The 19,359-nt window shown below is 72.9% G+C and carries 14 protein-coding genes; 10 read left to right on the top strand and 4 right to left on the bottom strand.

Annotated elements, in window-relative coordinates; all coding sequences use genetic code 11:
• Positions 1-28 precede the first annotated feature (28 nt).
• The 7 genes from I4I81_RS15940 to I4I81_RS15970 all read left to right on the top strand — a co-directional run bounded on the left by I4I81_RS15940 (position 29) and on the right by I4I81_RS15970 (position 9,584).
• On the top strand, positions 29-757 hold the full coding sequence (locus tag I4I81_RS15940) for a nucleotidyltransferase family protein (protein WP_218605302.1): 729 nt from the start codon (positions 29-31) through the stop codon (positions 755-757).
• Positions 738-1,883 carry a DegT/DnrJ/EryC1/StrS family aminotransferase gene (locus tag I4I81_RS15945; RefSeq protein ID WP_218616140.1) on the top strand — a complete coding sequence of 382 codons (1,146 nt, stop codon included), beginning with the start codon at positions 738-740 and terminating at the stop codon, positions 1,881-1,883. Before I4I81_RS15940 ends, I4I81_RS15945 begins: the two co-directional genes overlap by 20 nt.
• A 13-nt stretch (positions 1,884-1,896) precedes the next feature.
• Positions 1,897-2,919 (top strand): NAD-dependent epimerase/dehydratase family protein, encoded by a 1,023-nt coding sequence (locus I4I81_RS15950; protein ID WP_218616141.1) that lies wholly within the window; start codon positions 1,897-1,899, stop codon positions 2,917-2,919.
• A 23-nt stretch (positions 2,920-2,942) separates the two neighbouring features.
• The gene (locus tag I4I81_RS15955) at positions 2,943-4,040 is read left to right on the top strand and encodes an amidohydrolase family protein (RefSeq protein WP_218605607.1); all 1,098 of its coding nucleotides are present in this window, start codon (positions 2,943-2,945) and stop codon (positions 4,038-4,040) included.
• Between the two features lie 150 nt (positions 4,041-4,190).
• A complete protein-coding gene (locus I4I81_RS15960) occupies positions 4,191-5,378 on the top strand; it encodes a carboxylate--amine ligase (protein WP_218605606.1) in 1,188 nt (395 codons plus the stop codon).
• Positions 5,379-5,569: 191 nt separating this feature from the next.
• Positions 5,570-8,203, top strand: coding sequence for a hypothetical protein (locus I4I81_RS31200; protein ID WP_218616142.1), 2,634 nt, complete (start codon positions 5,570-5,572; stop codon positions 8,201-8,203).
• A 145-nt stretch (positions 8,204-8,348) separates the two neighbouring features.
• A complete protein-coding gene (locus tag I4I81_RS15970; protein WP_218603031.1) occupies positions 8,349-9,584 on the top strand; it encodes an acyltransferase family protein in 1,236 nt (411 codons plus the stop codon).
• On the opposite strand, the gene I4I81_RS15975 is transcribed toward I4I81_RS15970, so the two are convergent.
• The 3 genes from I4I81_RS15975 to I4I81_RS15985 form a co-directional block, all read right to left on the bottom strand.
• Complete coding sequence (locus tag I4I81_RS15975) at positions 9,574-10,692, bottom strand: cellulase family glycosylhydrolase (RefSeq protein WP_218603030.1); 1,119 nt, start codon at positions 10,690-10,692, stop codon at positions 9,574-9,576. The two genes, I4I81_RS15970 and I4I81_RS15975, sit on opposite strands and share 11 nt — an antisense overlap.
• A gap of 80 nt (positions 10,693-10,772) precedes the next feature.
• Complete coding sequence (locus I4I81_RS15980) at positions 10,773-12,416, bottom strand: choline dehydrogenase (protein ID WP_218603032.1); 1,644 nt, start codon at positions 12,414-12,416, stop codon at positions 10,773-10,775.
• Positions 12,413-13,303, bottom strand: coding sequence for a glycosyltransferase family protein (locus I4I81_RS15985; RefSeq protein WP_218603029.1), 891 nt, complete (start codon positions 13,301-13,303; stop codon positions 12,413-12,415). The genes I4I81_RS15980 and I4I81_RS15985 overlap by 4 nt, the downstream gene beginning before the upstream one ends.
• Before the next feature lie 261 nt (positions 13,304-13,564).
• Here I4I81_RS15985 and I4I81_RS15990 point away from each other — a divergent pair, with 261 nt between their 5' ends.
• Positions 13,565-14,872 carry a glycosyltransferase gene (locus tag I4I81_RS15990; protein WP_218603028.1) on the top strand — a complete coding sequence of 436 codons (1,308 nt, stop codon included), beginning with the start codon at positions 13,565-13,567 and terminating at the stop codon, positions 14,870-14,872.
• Here I4I81_RS15990 and I4I81_RS15995 read toward each other — a convergent pair.
• Positions 14,829-16,028 (bottom strand): glycosyltransferase family 4 protein, encoded by a 1,200-nt coding sequence (locus I4I81_RS15995; RefSeq protein ID WP_218603027.1) that lies wholly within the window; start codon positions 16,026-16,028, stop codon positions 14,829-14,831. The genes I4I81_RS15990 and I4I81_RS15995 overlap by 44 nt on opposite strands.
• A gap of 186 nt (positions 16,029-16,214) precedes the next feature.
• Between I4I81_RS15995 and I4I81_RS16000 the strand changes: the two genes are divergently transcribed.
• Both I4I81_RS16000 and I4I81_RS16005 read left to right on the top strand, forming a co-directional pair.
• The gene (locus I4I81_RS16000) at positions 16,215-17,735 is read left to right on the top strand and encodes a P-loop NTPase family protein (RefSeq protein WP_218603026.1); all 1,521 of its coding nucleotides are present in this window, start codon (positions 16,215-16,217) and stop codon (positions 17,733-17,735) included.
• Complete coding sequence (locus I4I81_RS16005) at positions 17,728-19,284, top strand: hypothetical protein (RefSeq protein WP_218603025.1); 1,557 nt, start codon at positions 17,728-17,730, stop codon at positions 19,282-19,284. Before I4I81_RS16000 ends, I4I81_RS16005 begins: the two co-directional genes overlap by 8 nt.
• Positions 19,285-19,359: the final 75 nt, after the last annotated feature.

Below are 19,359 nucleotides of genomic sequence, written 5' to 3' on the forward strand. Positions count from 1 at the left end.
GAGACCAACGAGAAGGATCGGAGTATCTGTGGGGGACGTGAAGGCCGTCATCCAGGCGGGGGGCCGCGGGACGCGGCTGGCGCCGTACTCGACGGTGCTGCCGAAGGCGCTCATGCCGCTCGGCAAGGGCACCGTCGTCGACAACCTGCTCGACCAGTTCGCCGCCGCCGGGGTGCGCGAGGTCGTGATCACCGTCAGCTCCTTCGGCCCGCTGATCCGCAGCTACTGCGGCGACGGCAGCCGGTGGGGCGTCACGATCACCTATCTCAGCGAGGACGAGCCGCTCGGCACGATCGGCCCGCTCAGCGCCCTGCGCGAGCAGCTCGACGGACCGTTCTTCGTCTCCAACTCCGACGTCTACACCGACCTGGACCTCACGCGCGTCCTGCGGTTCCACGAGGAGAGCCCCGGCCCGCTGACGGTGGTGCTGACGCCGCAGACGGTGAACATCCCCTACGGCGTGATCACCCACGACGGCGGCCGCGTGGTCGGGTTCCAGGAGAAGCCGACCGAGGTCTTCCACGTCAGCACCGGGATCTACTGCATGAGCCCCGAGGTGTTCGAGTACATCCCGGCGACCGGCCCGTTCGGCTTCGACCAGCTGATGGCGGTGATGCTGGAGAAGGACCGGCCGGTCAACGCCTACGAGCACGACGGCCGCTGGGTCGACATCGGGCGCATCGAGGATCTCCGCCGGGCGCAGACCCAGCTCACGACGATGATGGACGGGATGGGCGATGACGTCGCTGACCTCTGAGGCCGACACGCTCCCGCTGATCGAGCTGGGGGCGCCGATCCTGGGCGAGCCGGAGAAGCGCGCGCTGGCCGAGGTGATCGACAGCGGCTGGCTCGCGATGGGCCCCCGGGTGCGCCGGTTCGAGGAGGACTTCGCGCGGGTGCAGCAGGTCGAGGACGCGGTCGCGGTGAACTCGGCCACGGCGGGGCTCTCGCTGATGCTCGCCGCGTTCGACGTCGGCGCGGGCGACGAGGTGCTCGTCCCGTCGATGACGTTCGTCGCCACCGCGGCCACCGTCGTGCACGCCGGGGCCACCCCCGTGTTCGTCGACCTGGAGGGCCCGGACCGCCCGCACATGTCGCTCGACGACGCCCGGGCGAAGATCACGCCGAGCACGCGCGCGATCGTCGTCATGCACTACGGCGGCTACCTGATGGACCTCCCCGCCTGGCGCGCGCTGGCCGACGAGCACGGCGTACTGCTGCTGGAGGACGCCGCGCACGTCGCCGGGATGGCCGGGGAGATCGGCGGGCTCTCCGACGCCGCCGCGTTCAGCTTCTTCGCCAACAAGAACATGACCACCGCCGAGGGCGGCATGGTCATCGCCCGCGACCCCGACCGGCTCGCCCGGATCCGGCTGCTGCGCGCGCACGGGATGACCGCGAGCACCCTGGACCGCGACCGGGGCCGGGCCGTCGGCTACGACGTCGTCGAGTTCGGGCACAACTTCCGGATGGACGAGCTGCGCGCCGCTGTCGGGATCGTCCAGCTGGAGCGGCTGCCCGGCTGGAACGCGACCCGCCGCGAGCTCACCGCCACCTACCGCGCCACACTGGCCGACGCACTGCCGACGGTGACGGTGCCGTTCGACGCCGGGCACACCAGCACCGCGCACATCCTCCCGGTCCTGCTGCCCGCGGGCTCCGACCGCACGGCCGTGATGGCCGCGCTGCGGGCCGCCCGCGTGCAGAGCTCGATGCACTACCCGCCGGTGCACCGCTTCAGCCGCTACGTCGACGCCTTCGGCGCGACCGAGCTGCCGCACACCGACGCGTTCGCCGACCGCGAACTCACCCTGCCCCTGCACCCCCGCCTCTCCCCCGCCGACGTCGAGCGGGTGGTGGCCTCGCTCCGCGAGGCCCTCTGAAAGGATCACGAACGTGGCCTTCGATCTCACTGACCGCACCGTCCTCGTCGTCGGCGGCGCCGGCTACGTCGGCTCCGTCATGGTGCCGCTGCTGCTCGACGCCGGCGCGTCCGTGCGCGTGCTCGACCAGTTCGTCTACGACAACGGGTTCTCCCTCGCCCCGCTGCTCGACGACTCCCGACTCACGCTGCACCGTGGTGACCTGCGCGACCCCGAGGTGTTCGCGGCCGCCGCGACCGGCGCCACCGACGTCGTCATGCTCGCCTCGCTGGTCGGCGACCCGGTGTGCAAGAAGTACCCGGACCTCGCGCAGCAGGTGAACGCCGACGCCACCAAGGCGATCATCGACTCGCTCGACGGCCTGGGCGTCGAGCGGTTCGTGTTCACCTCCACGTGCAGCAACTACGGCATCCACGACTCCGCGTCGCTGGCCGACGAGGAGAGCGAGCTCAACCCGCAGTCGCTCTACGCACGCACGAAGATCGAGGTCGAGGAGCACCTGCTCAAGCAGTCGGCGCACACCGACGCCTCGATGACGGTGCTGCGGATCGCCACCGCGTACGGCCTCTCGCCGCGCATGCGCTTCGACCTGACGGTGTCGCAGTTCGCCTGGGAGATCGCCTCCGGCGCCGACCTGCTCGTCTTCGACGCCGACACCTGGCGCCCGTACTGCCACATCCGCGACATCTCCAAGGCCGTCATGACGGTGCTGACGTCCGCGCCGGAGAAGGTCCGCGGCGAGGTGTTCAACGTCGGCGACACCGAGCAGTGCTTCACCAAGCGGATGATCGTCGAGGAAGTGCAGAAGCACGTCCCGGACGCCGAGGTGGCCTACCGCGAGGGCGACACCGACCCCCGCAACTACCGCGTCTCGTTCGCGAAGATCACCGAGAAGCTGGGCTTCACCGTCGACCACACCGTGCAGGGCTACCTGGCCTCGCTCACCACCGCCGTCCAGGCGGGCGTGTTCCCCGACGTCGCCGGCAACACCCGCTACGGCAACTACGAGGTGCACCACCTCGAGCCGCGCGCGTGAGTCGCCGGATCACGCCCTCGCGCGTGGTCCACGCGGTCGGACGCCGCCTGGGCCTCGCCCGCAACGAGGTGGCGGTGCGCCGCCAGCTCCTGCACAGCTACGCGCCGCGCCCCGCTCTCGTCACCGCCGAGACGCAGGTGCGGCGGGCGCGCGTCGCGGCCGTCGACGTCCACAACCACCTCGGCCTGTGGCTCAACCAGGGCCACGCGTGGATGGCCCCGGACGTCGGTGCGCTGCTGGCGTCGATGGACGAGCTGAACGTGGCCACGATCGTCAACCTCGACGGCCGCTGGGGTACCGAGCTCGAGGCCAACCTCGACCGCTACGACCGCGCGCACCCGGGCCGGTTCCTGACCTTCTGCCACCTGGACTGGTCGCTGCTCACCGACCGCCGCTTCCCGGAGCTGCTGCCGGCGATGCTGCACCGGGCGAAGGCGGCGGGCGCGGGCGGGATCAAGGTCTGGAAGGACCTCGGTCTCGACGTCCGCGACCACGACGGGCTGCTCGTGCAGCCCGACGACCCCCGCCTGCACGATGTCTGGGAGACCGCGGCCGACCTCGACCTCCCGGTCCTCATGCACACCGCCGACCCCAGGGCGTTCTGGCTGCCGGTGGACCGCACCAACGAGCGGTTCGAGGAGCTGACCCGCCACCCCGACTGGCACCACGGCTCCCGCGACGTACCCGGCCACGACGAGCTCGTCACCGCGTTCGAGCGGGTCGTGGCCGCACACCCGCGCACCACGTTCGTCGGCGCGCACGTCGCCAGCTCCGCGGAGGACCTCGACCGCGCGTCGCGGATGCTCGACCGGCTCCCCAACCTGACGGTCGACCTCTCCGCCCGCGAGGCGGAGCTCGGCCGCCAGCCCCGCGCCGCCGCCGCGTTCCTCGCCCGGCACCCCGACCGCGTGCTGTGGGGCACCGACTCGTTCCCGTTCCGCGACGAGCAGTACCGCACCTGGTTCCGGCTCCTGGAGAGCACCGACGAGTACTTCGACTACGGCGCGAACCCGCCCCAGCAGGGTCGCTGGTCGGTGTACGGACTGGGGCTCGACGAGGGCCTCTTGCAGGGGATCTACGCCGGCAACGCCCGCCGCGTCGTGCCCGGACTGCGCGTGTAGCTTGGTTGCCCCAAACGCCCTCTACCAGAACACGGACGATCCGGACAACACATGACAGAAGATTCGAGTACCCACCCGCGGGCCATTTTCCTGGATCCCAACGACGGTTGCCTCACCATGGCTCGGGTCCTCGTTCGCCGGGGGTGCGACGTGCACCTCCTGGCCGCCGCCGCCAACTCCCACATGCTCACCAGCCGCGGAGTGCACGGCAAGGTCATGCCGGACCCCCGAAGCGACTCGCAGGCGTGGCTGGACGCGATGCGGTGCCTCGCCGACTCCGGTGGCGGGGTGGTGATCTGCGGCTCGGACGCGGCGAGCGAATGGGTCAGTGCGAACCGCTCGGCCCTGCCCGACTCCATCCGCACGTTCGAATCCGCCGACGGCGTGCACACCGCGCTGATGGACAAGTACGAGCTCTACAAGCTCGCGGCTGACATCGGCGTGCGCGCACCGTGGATGCACCGGATCTCGACTCATACCGAACTGCAGGCCATCGACAGCGCCATCACCTACCCCTGCGTCCTGAAGGGTGCCCTCGGCCACCGGGCCCGGGCGATCCTCGGACACGGGACGGTGCAGGTCGACTCCCGTGACGAGCTCATGACGATGGCGGACGCCCTGCTCGAGAACCAGGTCGCGTTCCTGCTCACCGAGTTGGTCCCGGGAGACGAGACCGCACTCGAAGGTGCCGTCACCGTTCGGGGGCGCGGCGGCGACTATCCGCTCGAGTACGGCCGGCACAAGCTCCGGCAGTGGCCGCCTGACTACGGCGTCGGTTCGCTCACCTCGTCGAAGTCGGTTCCCGGCACCCTGGCGATGAACCGCAGGATCCTGGATCACGTCGGCTACTTCGGAGTCTCCTCGTGCGAGACCAAACGCCACGCGGGCACGGGCGAGCTCTACCTCATCGAGATCAACGTGCGCGTTCCGGGCTCCTTCGGCGTGGCGGAGGCGTGTGGCGTCGACGGGTCCTGGCGCCTCTACGCCACCGCCGCGGGTATCCCCCTCGGTCCCCAGCCCGCGCAGGTCGACGGCCGCCATTCGATGCTCCCCGACATCGAGTGGCTGGCGGTGCGCGCTCGGACGTCGTCGCACGACCAGACCTGGGGGGAGGTGTTCCGGAGTTGGCGGGGCACTCGCGACTTCGGGATCGTGTCGCTGCGCGACCCGCGTCCGGCGCTCTCGATGCTGGGCACCATGGTGCGGCGCCGTGTCTCGCGGATCGCGCGTGAGCAGTGGATGCGCCTGCGGGGCCGGCCCGCCGCGACGACCGTCGAGACCACCACCCCCGTGGCACGCATCACCCCCGGACCCGACACCCGGCGCCGTAGCGCCTGATCCCCGGTCCGACCGTCGCCCCCGTTCCACCGAACGGGTGAGCACGGCACCTCCCCACGCCGTCCGGCCCGCTCCGACGGCCGGTACCCTGACGGCGGCGGAGAGTGCGCCCCGGGGCCGACCCGGGCGACGGAGGAGATGACCATGCCGGCACGACCTCACGGCCTGCGATGTCGCCGTGTCGTGCGCGCATGGTGAAGATCCCCGCGGTCGCCCGGCGGGCCGGTTGGAACCTCGGCGACCAGATGCTGGTCAGCCTGACCAACTCGGTCCTGTCGTTCATGGTCGCCAACTCGGTCGACGCCCCGTCCTTCGGCGGGTTCTCCGTGGCGTTCACGGTGTTCGCCCTGGTCATCAGCGGCAGCCGGGCCCTGGCCACGTCACCGCTCAACATCCGCTTCTCCGACGTCGACGCGGCCGAGAGCCACCGCTCCGCCGGGCACGCCACCGGCACCGCGCTGACGATCGGCTTCGCCGCCGGCATCGGCTGCGGCATCGCCGGGCTCCTGCTCTCCGGGCCCGCCTCGGCCGCGCTGCTCGCGCTGGCCCTGGTGATGCCGATCGTCGTGGTGCAGGACTCCTACCGGTACGTCTTCTTCTCCCGCGGCAAGCCGTCCGCCGCGGCGCTGAGCGACGGCATGTGGACGATCGCGCAGCTCTCCGCGGTCGCCGCACTGCTCGTGCTCGGTATGGAGTCCGTGGGCCTGCTGCTGCTGGTCTGGGGCCTCTCGGCCCTCGCCGCGGTCGGCGTCGGCATCAAGCAGTCCGGCACCTGGCCCGACCCCCGCAAGGCGCCCGCCTGGTTCCGCGAGCACCGCGACCTCACCGGCTACCTGTTCGCCTCCGCCGCCACCGCGCACGGTGCCAACCAGGGCGCGATGCTCGTCATCGCCGGTGTGGGCACGGTGCAGGCGCTCGGCTCGCTCCGCGGTGCCGCGCTGATCCTCGGGCCGACCTCGATCCTGTCCTCGGCCGCGCTGAGCTTCGCGATCCCCGAGTTCTCCCGCCGCCGCAAGAACATGACCGACCGGCAGTGGCTGATCGCCGCGGCCGGGGTCTCCGGCGCGGTGGCCTTCCTCGGCCTGTGCTGGGGCGCGTTCTTCCTCCTCGTGCCCGACCAGGTCGGCATCTTCCTGCTCGACGAGACGTGGCAGGGCACCTCGGAGATCCTCTTCGCGGCCGTCGTCGCGCAGGTGTTCGCCTGCGGCACCATCGGCCCGGTCGTCATGCTCTACGCGATCGACCGCGCGTCGTCGACGCTGCCGATCCAGATCGTCCTGGGCTCGCTCACGTTCCTGGGCGGCGTCGGCGGCGTCACGCTGGCCGGGGCCCAGGGCGCGCAGTGGGGCTTCGCGCTCGCCAACCTCGTCGTCATCCCGTTCTGGTTCTTCCGGTTGTGGCGCGAACTGAAGAAGCGCCGCGACCTGCTCGACGAGGAGGCCGGTCTCGATCCGGACCCGACCGTCGACGACACGACGAGGGTCGCCTCCCGCACCCCGTCGGCCGCGCACTTCATGGACGACATCTCCTCCGCGCAGATGGCCACGATGATCATGCCGCGGATCGAGCCGCGCGCACCCTCGCCGTCGCCCCGCCCGGGTCCGCGCCCCACCCCCCGGCCGCCGTCGCCCGTGGCCGCAGCGCCCTCCGACGGAGAGGCCACGCAGGCGGTCCCCACCGCCGCCGGGTCGGGTGTCGAGGCCACGGAGGTCACCCACGCAAGGACCCCGGCCGACGCGGAGGCCACCCAGGCCACCCGGGCCCGGCCGCCGTCCCCGCGACCCGTCGACGGTCCGGCGCCGGACGAGCAGGCCCCGGCCCAGCAGCCCCCTGCCCCGCCCACCCCGCAGCCCCGGCCACCGCAGGTGTCCCAGCCGGTACCGCAGCCCATGCCCATGCGGTCCGGGCCGGCTCCGACGCGGCCCGGGCCCTACGGCCCGCTCACCACCGGCCCCGGCGGACCGCCTCCCGGCCCGGGTGCGCCGTACGGCCGACCGCCGGGTCCGCCCGGCAACGGGCCGTGGCAGCAGGGTCCCGGCGGACCGCGTCCCCCCGCACCGCGTCCGGGCGGGCCTCGTCCGTTCGCCCCGCAGGGACCAGGCCCGAACGGTCGGGGCCCGCAGAACCCCGGCCCCCACGGACCGGGCCCCCACGGTGCCGACGGCGCCGGTCCCGGTCACCGCGGTGGCCCGGGTCCGGACCGCCCCGGGGCCTACCGCCCCCAGGGCCCGCAGGGCCCCGGACAGCAGGGCCCCGGACAGCAAGGCCCCGGACAGCAGGGACGTCCCGGCCCCGGCGCCCCGATGCCTCCGCGTCCGACCCAGCCGGGTCCCGCCCAACACGGTCCCGCCCAACACGGTCCCGCCCAGCCGGGTCCGGGCCAGCACGGTCCGGTCCAGGGGCCGGCCCAGCAGGGGCCTACCCGGGCCCCTCGCCCGAACGGCGACCGTCCCGCCGGTCCGCGCCCGTACCCCGGCCCGCCGCCGGCCCCGCAGGGCGGCGAACCCGGCCGGGCCCCTCGGCCGACCCCGCGCGACGACCAGGGCCCGCCGCGGCCCACCGGCCCCGACCCCGCCACCGGACGGTCCGCCCCCGCCTCGTCGAACGAGAACCGCGGCGACGGCTCCCCCCACAACGGGTCGGGAAGCGGGAACGGGTCGGGCAACGGCCGGCCCACCAACGGGAACGGGAGCGGCCGCAACGGCGACACCCGCCCCGGACCGGGCGACGCCGCCGCCCCGCAGACCGACCGCGACCGCGTCCCCTCCCCCGACGACGGCGACCACCCCGACGCCTCGCGCCGCAACGGCCACCCGCGCTCCTGACCGGCCGCTCCGCCACGAGATCCGCACCAGCGGTGTTCTGAGCGCGCCGGACCCCGCTCCCGTGGATCCCGCCTCGGGCGACGCCCGGCAGAGACTCACCTGACGGTCCCCGCTCACCCGGCCGGCCGAACAGCGCTCACCCCACGTGATCGATACCCGCCCGGACACCTCCGTCCGAGTAAGTCTACTCTCACGTGAGAGTAGGCATCTGCGGAAGGAGACGATCATCGACGCCCCGACGGTCACACCCGGTCCCGCGATCCTGCGCGACCCCACGGCCCTGCGCGGCACTCCCCTCGCGCAGGCCTTCGAACCCCGCCGCAACAGCGTCAACGCCCTCCGCCTGGCCCTGGCCGGGATCGTCCTGATCTCGCACTCGCTCAAGTTCCAGGGCTACGAGGACCCGGTGGGCCACCTCACCGGTGGCGACGTCGACATGGGCACCATGGCCGTCGACGGCTTCTTCGCGCTGAGCGGCTTCCTCATCCTCGGCAGCTGGCTCAGCTCGCCGTCCACCGGCCGCTACCTCTGGCGGCGGTGCCTGCGCATCCTGCCGGGCTTCTGGGCCTGCCTCGTGGTCTCGTCGTTCGTCCTGCTCCCGGTCGCGAGCCTGCTGGAGTTCGGGACGCTCGCCGGGTTCCCGTGGACCGGTGAGCAGTCGGCGCTGACCTACGTCGTCGACAACGCGGCGCTGTTCGTCCGCCAGTACGAGGTGCCGGGCGTGTTCGGGGGCGAGGCCGTCAACGGGTCGCTCTACACGCTGTTCTACGAGTTCGCCTGCTACCTCGCGGTCGCCGCACTCGGTGCGCTGGGACTGCTGCGCGACCGCCTCTGGCCCCTGCTCGCCGTCGCGGCGGCCGTGTGGTTGCTCGCGCTGTCCGAGCTGCTCGACGGCGCAGTACTGACGAGCCGGAGCAGCACGCTGGAGATCGCGCTGCGGTTCGGGTCGATGTTCCTCGCCGGCGCCGTCGCGGCCCGGGTGGGCCCGCGCCTGCCGATGGGACCGGCGGGCGGTGCCGTCGCGGTGCTCGTGCTGGTCCAGGCCGTCGTGCTCGCCTCGATGGCCACCACCCCCGAGGCCTCGACCCTGGTCTACGTCGTGATCGCCCCGGCCGCGGTCGCCTACCTGGTGCTGCTGGCCGGCGCGAGCCCGCGACTGCACCGCATCGGGTCGCGGCGCGACCTGTCCTACGGCCTGTACGTCTACGCGTGGCCCGTGCAGGCGATGCTGCTGCTCGTCGGCGCCGCGGCGTGGCCGTTGCCGCTCTACGCGGCGGCGTCGCTCGCGGGCGGACTCGCGCTGGCGCTGGCCAGCTGGACCTGGGTCGAGTCGTCCGCGCTGCGCTTCAAGTCCTGGACGCCGGGCCCGTTCAGGGCGTGAAGGTACGGAGCAGATCCTGGATCGTCGGGTCGACGTCGAGGTTGCCGTACTCGCACTCCGACGCGTTCTCCGTACCCGGCTGCCAGGCCCACATCAGCGCACCGGCGTAGCCCTCGCCCGTCGTGTAGGCCGCGATCTTCGACCCGGCCTGCTCGGCGCGCTCGGCGAAGTCGCGCTCGCAGTCCTCACCGGACTCCGAGGCGTAGAGCCCGAACTCCCCCACGATCACCGGCTTGCCCGCCGAGTTGGCGCGCGTGTCCGGTCCGTGGTTGGACTCGACCTCGTTCTCGTCGTACTCGTGCAGCGAGGCGATGTCGACGCCCGGCGACTCGTTGAGGCTCAGGAAGTCGGAGTCCTCGCCCACCGCGTACGGGGCGATGGTGCCGCTCGCGAAGAGCCGGTCCGGGTCGACCTCGTCGGCCGCCGCGCCCATCTCGTCGTAGAACTCGCGGAGCCGCCCGTCGGCGAAGTCGGGCTCGTTGAAGTACTCGAACCAGGCGATCGTGGTCTCGCCGCGGTAGCGCTCCAGCAGCGACGTCATGTGCGTCCGGAACGCGTCGCGCTCGCCCTGGTCGTCGTACCAGTCCTCGCCCTTCTCCGACTCACCGCAGCCGGCGATGGCGTCGTCGAGGGTGATCGTGAGGTAGATGTCGTTGCGCTTCGCGGACTCCACGGCGGCGTCGAGCCGGTCGAGGTCCCAGTTCTCGAAGAAGAACAGCCGCACCGCGCCGTGGCCGTCGTGGCGCATCGAGGCGAACCAGGCGTCGACCTGCTCCGCGGTCATGCGCTCCTCGGAGTCGCCGCAGTTGCCCGACCAGACGAAGGAGTTGTAGCCCAGGAGCCACCACGGCTCACCGTTGCGCAGGATGCGGTCGCCCTCGACGGTGATCGGGACGTCGGTGCCCATCCCGTCGGCGGCGGGGGGCGATCCCGTGGAGCCACCACCACCGGTGGGGGCCGGTTCGCGGTTCACGACGACCGCGGTGACGACCCCGACGAGCACGACGAGCGCCAGTGCGGCCGCGATCACCAGCCTGCGGCGGCGACCGGGCGGCGCGACGATCGGTATCGGGTTGGTGGCGGGATCGGGGCCTGGCGCGTCGGGCATGGTCAGATCGGCCGAGCTCTCTGGATCACGGCGCGAAAGCTAGCACGGTCTTCCGTAACGTCAGTGTCAACCCGCTGCGGTCAGACCCTGCCGCCCACGCCGGGCGCGGGGGCGAGCGGCGTGGCCCCGAGGATCATGTCGGCGGCCTTCTCGGCGATCATCATGACCGGGGCGTAGGTGTTGGCGTTGACGATCGACGGCATCACCGACGCGTCGACCACCCGCAGCCCGTCGAGGCCGTGCACGCGCATGGTCGAGGGGTCGACGACCGCGTCCTCGCCGGTGCCCATCCGGCACGACGACGTCGGGTGCAGCCCGGTGCGGCCGCTGGCCTGCACCCAGCCGAGCAGCTCCTCGTCGGTGGCCAGACCGCGGCCGGGCACGGTCTCGCCGCCGTCGAACGGGGCGAACGCGGGCTGGTCGAGCAGGTCGCGGGCCACCCGGATCGCCCGGGGCCACCAGTCGCGCTCGGCCTGCGTGGACAGGTAGTTGAACCGGATGGACGGTGGATCGGTCGGGTCGCCCGAGCGCAGGGTGACGGTGCCGCGCGACTCCGGGCGGGCCGCCATGAGGTAGAGCTGGTAGCCGTGCTCGTCGACGACCGACGCGGGGTCGGTGCGCGTCGCGATCGGCGCGAAGGCGAGCATCAGGTCGGGGTGCTCCAGCGACGGGTCCGTGCGCACGAAGCCGCCCGCCTCGATCTGCGAGGACGCACCGGGGCCGCGCCCGGCGAGCAGCCATTGCAGGCCGATCACCGGCCAGCGGTGCCGGTGGCGCATCGTCATCATCGACACCGGCTGCGTGCAGCGGTTCTGCAGGTGGATGCCGAGGTGGTCCTGCATGCCCCGGCCGACCGCGGGCAGGTCGAGCACCGGGTCGATCCCCAGGTCCGACAGGTGCCCGGCCTCGCCGACGCCGGAGAGCTGGAGGATCTGCGGGGTCTGGATGGCACCCGCGGCGAGGATCACCTCTCCCGCGTGCACGTCGACCTCGGGCCCGCCGTCCTCGCGGAACCGGACGCCGGCCGCGCGCCGCCCCTCGAAGACAACCTTGGTGACGTGCGACTCGCAGCGCACGAACAGGTTGGGGCGCCCGCGCACCGGGCCCAGATAGGCCTTCGCCGCGGAGACGCGACGCCCGCGGCGCACGGCTCGGTCGAATGCGCCGAACGCCTCCTGCTCCTCGTTGACGTCTCCCGTCACGGCGTAGCCGGACTCGCGCGCGGCCCCGAGGAACGCGTCGAACAGCGGGTTCGCCAGCGGTGCGGGCACCAGGTCCTGGGGCCCGCAGCGACCACGGGTCGGGCCGGCGGCGGGGTTGCGGCTGTTCTCCAGGCGCGCGAAGTAGGGCAGGCAGTGCGCCCAGTCCCACTGCTCCATGCCCGGCTCGGCCGCCCAGCGGTCGTAGTCGGCGGCGTGCCCGCGCTGGTAGACGACGCCGTTGATGCTGCTGGACCCGCCCAGCACGCGGCCGCGCGGGTGCACCAGCCTGCGGCCGTCGAGGTGGGGCTCCGGCTCGGACTCGAACCGCCAGTCGTGCGACCGGCTGCCCACCGCGTACGCCATCGCCGCCGGCATCTCGACGAGCAGGTCCCACCAGTGGTCGGGCCGCCCGGCCTCCAGCAGCAGCACGCGCGTGGCGGGGTCGGCGCTGAGCCGGCTGGCCAGCACGCAGCCGGCCGATCCACCGCCCACGATCACGACGTCGAAGGTGTTGCGGCTCATCGCGGCGATTCCGCCCACTCCTCGGTCTCCTTCGCGACCCGGGCCCAGTCCCGGCCGGTGGCCAGGTACTCGGTCTCCAGGTGCGTCGCGAGGTTGGGCGACGCCGCCATCAGCACGCGCCGGTTCGCCGTGCGGCGGTGCGACCGCAGGTTCATCCCCATCTTGAACGGGGCCAGGACCGCCGAGCGGACGCGGTCCTTCAGCGAACCCGCCGGCGTGAGGAGCACGAGGTCGCGCAGCAGCCCGCCCCACCGGTAGGGCTCGAATCCCTGGTAGGCGAGGCTGACATCCCAGTCGCGGTACATGTTCTTGTGCGGGATCTTCGCCTGCCGCACGATCGGCATGTCGGCGCGCAGCGTGGCCACACGCACCCCGAACGTGCTGGTCGTGCCGAGCACCCGCACCCACTCCTGGTCGCCGACGAGGCGCTCGGCCGGTCGCCAGCCCCGGGGCTCCACGTGCGACGGGTCGCTCACCTGACCGGCCGCGCGCTCGGCGGGCAGGGTCCCGTAGAGCGCGAAGTAGTCGGCCGGGAGCTGCTCGGTGGCGGCCTGCAGGCGCGCGAGCGCGTCGGCGGTGTGCAGGTAGTCGTCCTCGCAGAAGTAGACGACGTCGTCGTCGGGCCAGCCGCGCTCGTCGGGCAGCCGCAGGGCCGTCGTCAGGGAGCCGAACAGGCCCAGACCCGGCAGCTCGACGATCTCGCCGCGGCCGTACATCAGGTCCAGCACCGCGTCGGACACCGGGCCGTCGTTGAGGAAGACGATCTCGCAGTCGACGGCGTCCGCGGCGCGCAGCAGCGAACGCAGCGCCAGCACCTTGCCGTAGTACGGCGGCCGGGCCTTCTCGTTGTCGCCGCCGTAGGAGCGGTAGACGATCCGCAGGGTCACGCGGACCTCCCTTCTCCGGTGGACATGTAACGAGAGGGGGCCAACCTCGATACTCCTTCGAACGGACGCTGTGTGACGCCCAGCCAGGATGTCGTCACGCAAGGACACCACGCAACACGTCCATCACGTCAGGGAAGGGTCCCGGACAGGTGACGGATGATGAGCCGATCGTGAGCGTCCACGTCGTGCGGGGGCCGGAAGTCGAGCGGCTGTACGGTGGACGCCCACGGACCTGACGACCCCGGACGCACCTGGAGCGGAATGCCCGAGACCGCACTCATCATCAGTGCGACGGCGCCGGTGCCGGTCGACAACGGCAAGCGCGTCGTGCTGCACGGCCTGCTGCAGTACCTCGTCGACCGGCTGGGCCCGGAGAACGTGCACTACGCGATCGTCGACTCGCCCGGCGGCCCCCGACCCGACTTCCCCGGCGTGGCCCACCGGCTCGACCGCCCCGGCGCGCTCAGCCAGCTCGCCACGCTCGCCCGCCGGGTACCGACCGACCGGTCCTACACGGTGCAGGAGGCGATGTTCGGCGCGGCGAGCCTGCGCGACCAGATCCACCACCTCGTCGCGTGGCTGCGGCCCGACATCGAGGTCTACGACACGCTGCGCCTGGGCCAGCACGCCCCCGACGCCCCCCGCGGCCGCCGCCGGATCCTCTACCTCGACGACCTCTTCTCCGTGCGCTACGACCGGATCCTCGCGGTCGACGAGCGTGGCGACGTCGACATCAACCCGCTCGGCGAGTTCGCGGCCAACGTGCCCGCCCCGCTGCGGGCGCTGATCCGCCACCGCGCGGTCTACCGGCCGGTGCTGCGCATGGAGCGCGACCGCATCCGCCGGGCCGAGGCCCGGGTCGTGCACGGGTTCGACGAGAGCCTGCTGGTCAACATCGACGAGGTGCACCGCCTGCGCCGGCTCGCCGGCACCGACAGGGTCCGCGTCGTGCACGGCATGCTGCCCGCGGTCACCCCGCCACCGCGCGCCCCTGCAGACCCGCCGGAGCTGGTGTTCCTCGGCCGGCTCAACATCCCGCACAACGACGACGCGATCTGCTCGTTCATCCGCGCGGCGATGGGCGAGCTCGTGCGCCGCCACCCCGACATCCGGCTGCGGATCATCGGCAAGGACCCGAGCGACGCGCTGCTCTCCCTGGTCGGTCGGTACTCCCCCAACATCGTGCTGGAGGGCTTCGTCGCCGATCTCGACGACGTGTTCTCCACCGCGACGGTGTCGCTGGCGCCGCTCCGGTTCGGCAGCGGCGTCAAGATCAAGATGCTGGACGCGCTGGCGCGGGGCGTGCCCACGCTGGCCACCACCGTCTCCGTCGAGGGCGTCCCGGTCACCCATGACGGCCAGGGCGGCTGCTACGTCGAGGACGACCTCACCCGCTGGCCCGACCTGATCGACGAGATGATCGACCGGACCCACAACACCCAGCTGTCCAAGGCTGCGGTGGAGTTCTTCGACTCGGTCTACGGCCGCGACGTCGTCACCGCGCAGTACGACGACATCTTCGGGCTCAGTGCACCGGCAGTGGCGGGAGCGCCCCGACCAGTCGCCTGATCTGCGCCACGCCGTCGAGCTCGGCGGTGACGAACCGGCGGCCCGCGTCGGCGACGGCCGCGCGACGGGCGGGGTCCTCCAGCAGGGCGCGCACGGCAGCGGTGAACGCGGCCGGCCCGTCGGCCACCAGCAGGTGCTCCCCGTCGCGCCAGTGCAGCCCGCGCGCCCCGACCGGGGTGGAGACGACGGGCAGGCCCGCCGCCATCGCCTCGATCATCTTGATGTTGATGCCGGCGCCGTGCCGGACCGGGTTGACGAACACGTCGGCCGCGGCGAGGTGCGAGGCCACCTCCGGGGCGTCGACGGTGACGCGGGCGCCCGCCGCCTCCAGCTCGGCCACCAGCGCGGCCGGTGCCCGACGGCCGACGACGTGCAGGTCGGTGCCGGGGGCGCGCAACCCCGGCCAGCAGTGCTCGGCGAACCAGCCGATGCCACCGGAGTTGTTCGCGTTGTCCAGCGCACCCAGGAACAGCACGGTGCCCCCGGGCCCGGTCCGGTGCACCCGCTGCGCCCCGTCCTGCGGCGGCAGGAACGGCGGCACGTGGATCACGGGGGTGCTCGTCAGCCCCGCCCGCGTCGCGGCCTCCTCCTCGGCGATCTCGGCGAACACGGCGATCCGCGGGTCGGCGTGCACGGCGGCCTCGGCGCGGCGCAGCTTCCACGCCTCTGCGGCGTAGGGCAGGTTGCGCGGGAAACGCGAGCTGCGGGCGAGCTGGGCGAAGTAGGCGGACTCGATGTTGTGCGGGCGCACGACCGCGGGCACGCCGAGTTCCCCGGCGAGCGCGACGGCCAGGTGCGTCACCCGGAAGCTGACGGCCAGCACCGCGGTGAAGCCCTCCCCGCGCAGCGACGCGGCCAGCCCCGCGGGCAGCGGGCGCGACGCGAACAGGTACGGCGCGGTCGACAGGTGCGACATCGGCCCGGTCCGGCGCGGGATCGCCGTCATCGGCACCCCGGGCAGTGCCGCGCGGTGCGCGTCGAGCTCCGTGTCGTCGACACCGGGTACGAGGACGTGCAGCGCGATCCCGGCCGCGTGGGCCGCGCGCAGCTGGTTGAGCGACTCCACCCGCCCCCCGGAGTCGGCCGGGGCGAAGGTCTCCTCGGCGATCGCCAGCCAGTGCTGCGCTCGGACGTGTCCGGGGGTGTCGGGATCCACCCCGACATCCTGTCGCCTGCCCCGTCGGAGCCGCCTTCGGGTGACGACCGGCCGGCCGACGAGCACGATTGGTTATCATGGCGGCCGACCGACGCCTGATCACGCGGATCGACGGTCACCCCGTCGTCACGGGATCCGCCCGGTCGATCCCCGGCGTCGGGCCCGTCACGCCCGAAGGAGCCACCTGTGCCCGACGTCCCGCTCGACTCCACCTCCGAGCGCACGAGATCGGGGGTACTGGCCACGGTCCGCACGCACGCGGTCGCGATCGCCGCCGGGCTCGTCGTGGGTGCGGTCGTCGGCTACGTCGGCTCGCAGTTCCTCCCCACCGAGTACACCGCCCGGTCGATGGTCTTCTTCGAGGCCACCGCGCCGTTCAGCCCGGACGCCGCGGGCGGCGGGGACGACGCCGTCCGGTTCGTCGCCAACCAGGCCGCGCTCGTCCTCACCTCCGACGTGCTGCAGCCCGCGGCCGACGCCGTGGCCGTCCCGATCGAGGACGTCCGCGAGAGCGTCACCGCCGTGGCCGGCACCGAGACCAGCGACGTCACGATCACCGCGGTCGCCCCCGCCGCCGAGCAGGCGCAGGCCATCGCCGACGCGGTCGCCAACTCCTACCGCACCGTCGCGGCCCAGCGGGTCGCCACCGAGGCCGACGACGCCGTCGCCGCGATCACCGCGAACGCCCCCTCCGGTGCCGGAGCAGCCGCGGCCGCCGCCGACGGAGCCACCGAGCAGGCCATCCGGCTGCGCGCCGCGGCCTACGGCGACGGTGTCTCCGCGGTCGAGCCCGCGATCCTGCCGGAGAGCGCATCGGCCCCGCTGCCGCTGCAGAACGCGCTGATCGGCGGCCTGATCGGGCTGTTCCTGGTCACGGGCGTCAACCTGCTGCGCGACCAGCGCAAGGCGGGTACCGCGTCGGTGGCCGACCTCGACCTCATGCTCGGCGCGCCGCTGCTCTCGCGGTACCCGGCGCCCGGCTCGCGGGCCATCTCCGACCTGGTCAACGCCGACTCGTCGTCCGACCGTTTCCGCGCGGCCAACGACGTGCTCACCGCGATCGACGTGCGCCTGGAGGGCATCCGTCGGCCCAGCGTGCTGTTCCTGAGCTGGCAGAACCACCTCTCCACCACCGCGCTCACCGTCTCGGTGTCGCTGGCCGCCGCCCGCGAGGGCCGCCCGGTCGTGCTCGTCGACGGCGGCGGCAAGGAGCGCGGCATCTCCTCGCTCACCGACGTCAGCCCCGGTCGCGGCCTGGAGGGGCTGGCCAACCTGGCCACCCCGATCAGCGCGTCGTTGCGTACCTGGCGCGTCGCGAAGGCCGAGCTGGGCGTCGTCCCGCTGAGTGACTGGTCGCCCACCCCGACCAGCGCCGCGGCCCGCCCGCAGGTCCTGCGCGCGGCGATGGAGCGGCTGCGCGAGAGCTCGGTGCTCAACCTCGTCGACGGCCCTCCCCTCACCGAGCGCTCGCTGGGCCTCGCGCTCGGCCGCGGCGTCGACGGCGTGGTGCTGGTCCTCGACGAGGACACCTCCGTCGACGACGCGCAGGAGATGGGCCGCCGCATCGGCATCGCCGGGATCTCCGCCATCGGGTACGTGCTGGTGCGCGCCCCGCGTCGCAGGCTCCGCGAGGACAACCGCTCCGGGGGCCGGGAGAACGCGTACGAGAGCGACATGGTCGTCGAGGAGGACCGCGCGCGTGCCTGACGGGCGGTTCGGCGACCCGGACGGGCCGTTCGACGAGGGGCGGACGCAACTGCTGCCCGTCGTCGCGCCGCGGGCCCTGCAGCCGCGCACGGCCCAGCGGCGGCTCGGCTCCCCGCCCGCCACCCCGCGGCGGATCACCCGCATCGCCGAGCGCGTCCCGCTGGCGTCGGTCTACCTCCTGATCGTCACGATCACGCTGTTCCAGCGGTTCGTCGTGCCGGGCACCGTGGTCTCGATCGCCCTGCCGATCGCGTTCGTCGTGCTGATCGGCCTCGCCGCGCGCGGGCAGCTGGTCGCGGACGTCACACGGGTCGCGCTCTACCTGGCCGCGGTCGCCGCGTCGCTGCTGTGCACCGTGGTCGTCTCGGCCGGGTCCGGACCCGCGCCGTCGTTCACCTCGCTGCTGCTGCTCCTGGTCCTCTACATCCCGCTGTGCTTCCGCGTCTCCGACCGGCTGCGCGACCAGTTCCCCCGGGTGCTGGAGTTCTACCAGCGGATCATGGTCGTCGGCGCGGTCTTCTGCCTGCTGCAGACGGCGGTACAGCTCGCCGGGCTGAACTACACCGACCTGTTCGACACCTACCTGCCCAAGGCACTGATCTTCACCGAGTACAACACCACGTACCCGATCTACTACGGCTCGCCGATCCTCAAGGCCAACGGCTTCGTCTTCCTGGAGCCCAGCTTCGCGTCCCAGTTCCTGGCGATCGCGATCATCATCCAGCTCATGACGGACGGGAAGCGCTGGGGCCGCCTCGCCCTGTTCGGCGCAGCGCTGCTCGCCACGGTGTCCGGCACCGGCATCGCGCTGCTCGGCGTCGGGCTGGTCATCCTGGCCATCCGGCGGGGCGGCCGGTGGACCGCCCGCGCGCTCACCGCCGCGTTCCTCGTCGGGCTGGCGGTGAGCCTCACCCCGGTCGGCGCGCTGCTCGCCGAGCGCACCGGCGAGAGCTCCACCAGCGGGTCCAGTGGCAACGCGCGGTTCGTCGCGCCCTACGTCGTCATCGCCGACGCGATCGGCCGCGACGAGAGCGTGTTCCTCGTCGGGCGCGGCGCCGGCACCGTCGACAGCGACGTGCAGTTCTTCAACCCCACCGGCCTGCTGGTCAACTACCCCGCCCTGCCGAAGTACATCGGCGAGTACGGCGTGCCCACGGCCCTGGTGTTCCTCACGTTCATCCTGACGGTGCTGCTGCGCAACGTCCCGTCGCCCACGCTGGGGTTGATGGCCGCCACGGTGTACTTCGTGCTGTCCGGGAGCCTCCTGCAACCCCAGACGGTGTACCTGTGCTGGCTGCTCACCGGCCTGTTCGCGGCGGCCCGTGCGGGCGAGGTCGCGGGGAGACGGGTGCGGCTGAGCTCCGCGGTGGCCCCCGTCGAGCGGCGGCTGCTGCCACCGGGGCCCGTCGCCGGTGTTCCCGGTCCGCGGCTGGCCGCGTTCGACAACGCACCCGACCGGACGATGGCGGTGCCGGTCGTGCGTCGCCCCGCTCCCCCGGCAGGCGCCCCGCCGGTCACCAACGGGCACCACTCCACCCGTCAGCGTTAGTGGCGTACCCCGGCCGAGTGCCGGGTGCGGACCCGATCGGGCCCGATGAGAGAGTGTCGGGGCCGAACAGCTCAG

The sequence above is a fragment of the Pseudonocardia abyssalis genome (assembly GCF_019263705.2).
GTDB classification, from domain to species: domain Bacteria; phylum Actinomycetota; class Actinomycetes; order Mycobacteriales; family Pseudonocardiaceae; genus Pseudonocardia; species Pseudonocardia abyssalis.

What these genes read in the sequence shown, in the direction of transcription:
- I4I81_RS15945 (WP_218616140.1), top strand. Translation starts at nt 738, where the DNA reads ATGACGTCGCTGACCTCTGAGGCCGACACGCTCCCGCTGATCGAGCTG.
- I4I81_RS31200 (WP_218616142.1), top strand. Translation starts at nt 5,570, where the DNA reads ATGGTGAAGATCCCCGCGGTCGCCCGGCGGGCCGGTTGGAACCTCGGC.
- I4I81_RS15975 (WP_218603030.1), bottom strand. Translation starts at nt 10,692, where the DNA reads ATGCCCGACGCGCCAGGCCCCGATCCCGCCACCAACCCGATACCGATC.
- I4I81_RS15980 (WP_218603032.1), bottom strand. Translation starts at nt 12,416, where the DNA reads ATGAGCCGCAACACCTTCGACGTCGTGATCGTGGGCGGTGGATCGGCC.
- I4I81_RS15990 (WP_218603028.1), top strand. Translation starts at nt 13,565, where the DNA reads ATGCCCGAGACCGCACTCATCATCAGTGCGACGGCGCCGGTGCCGGTC.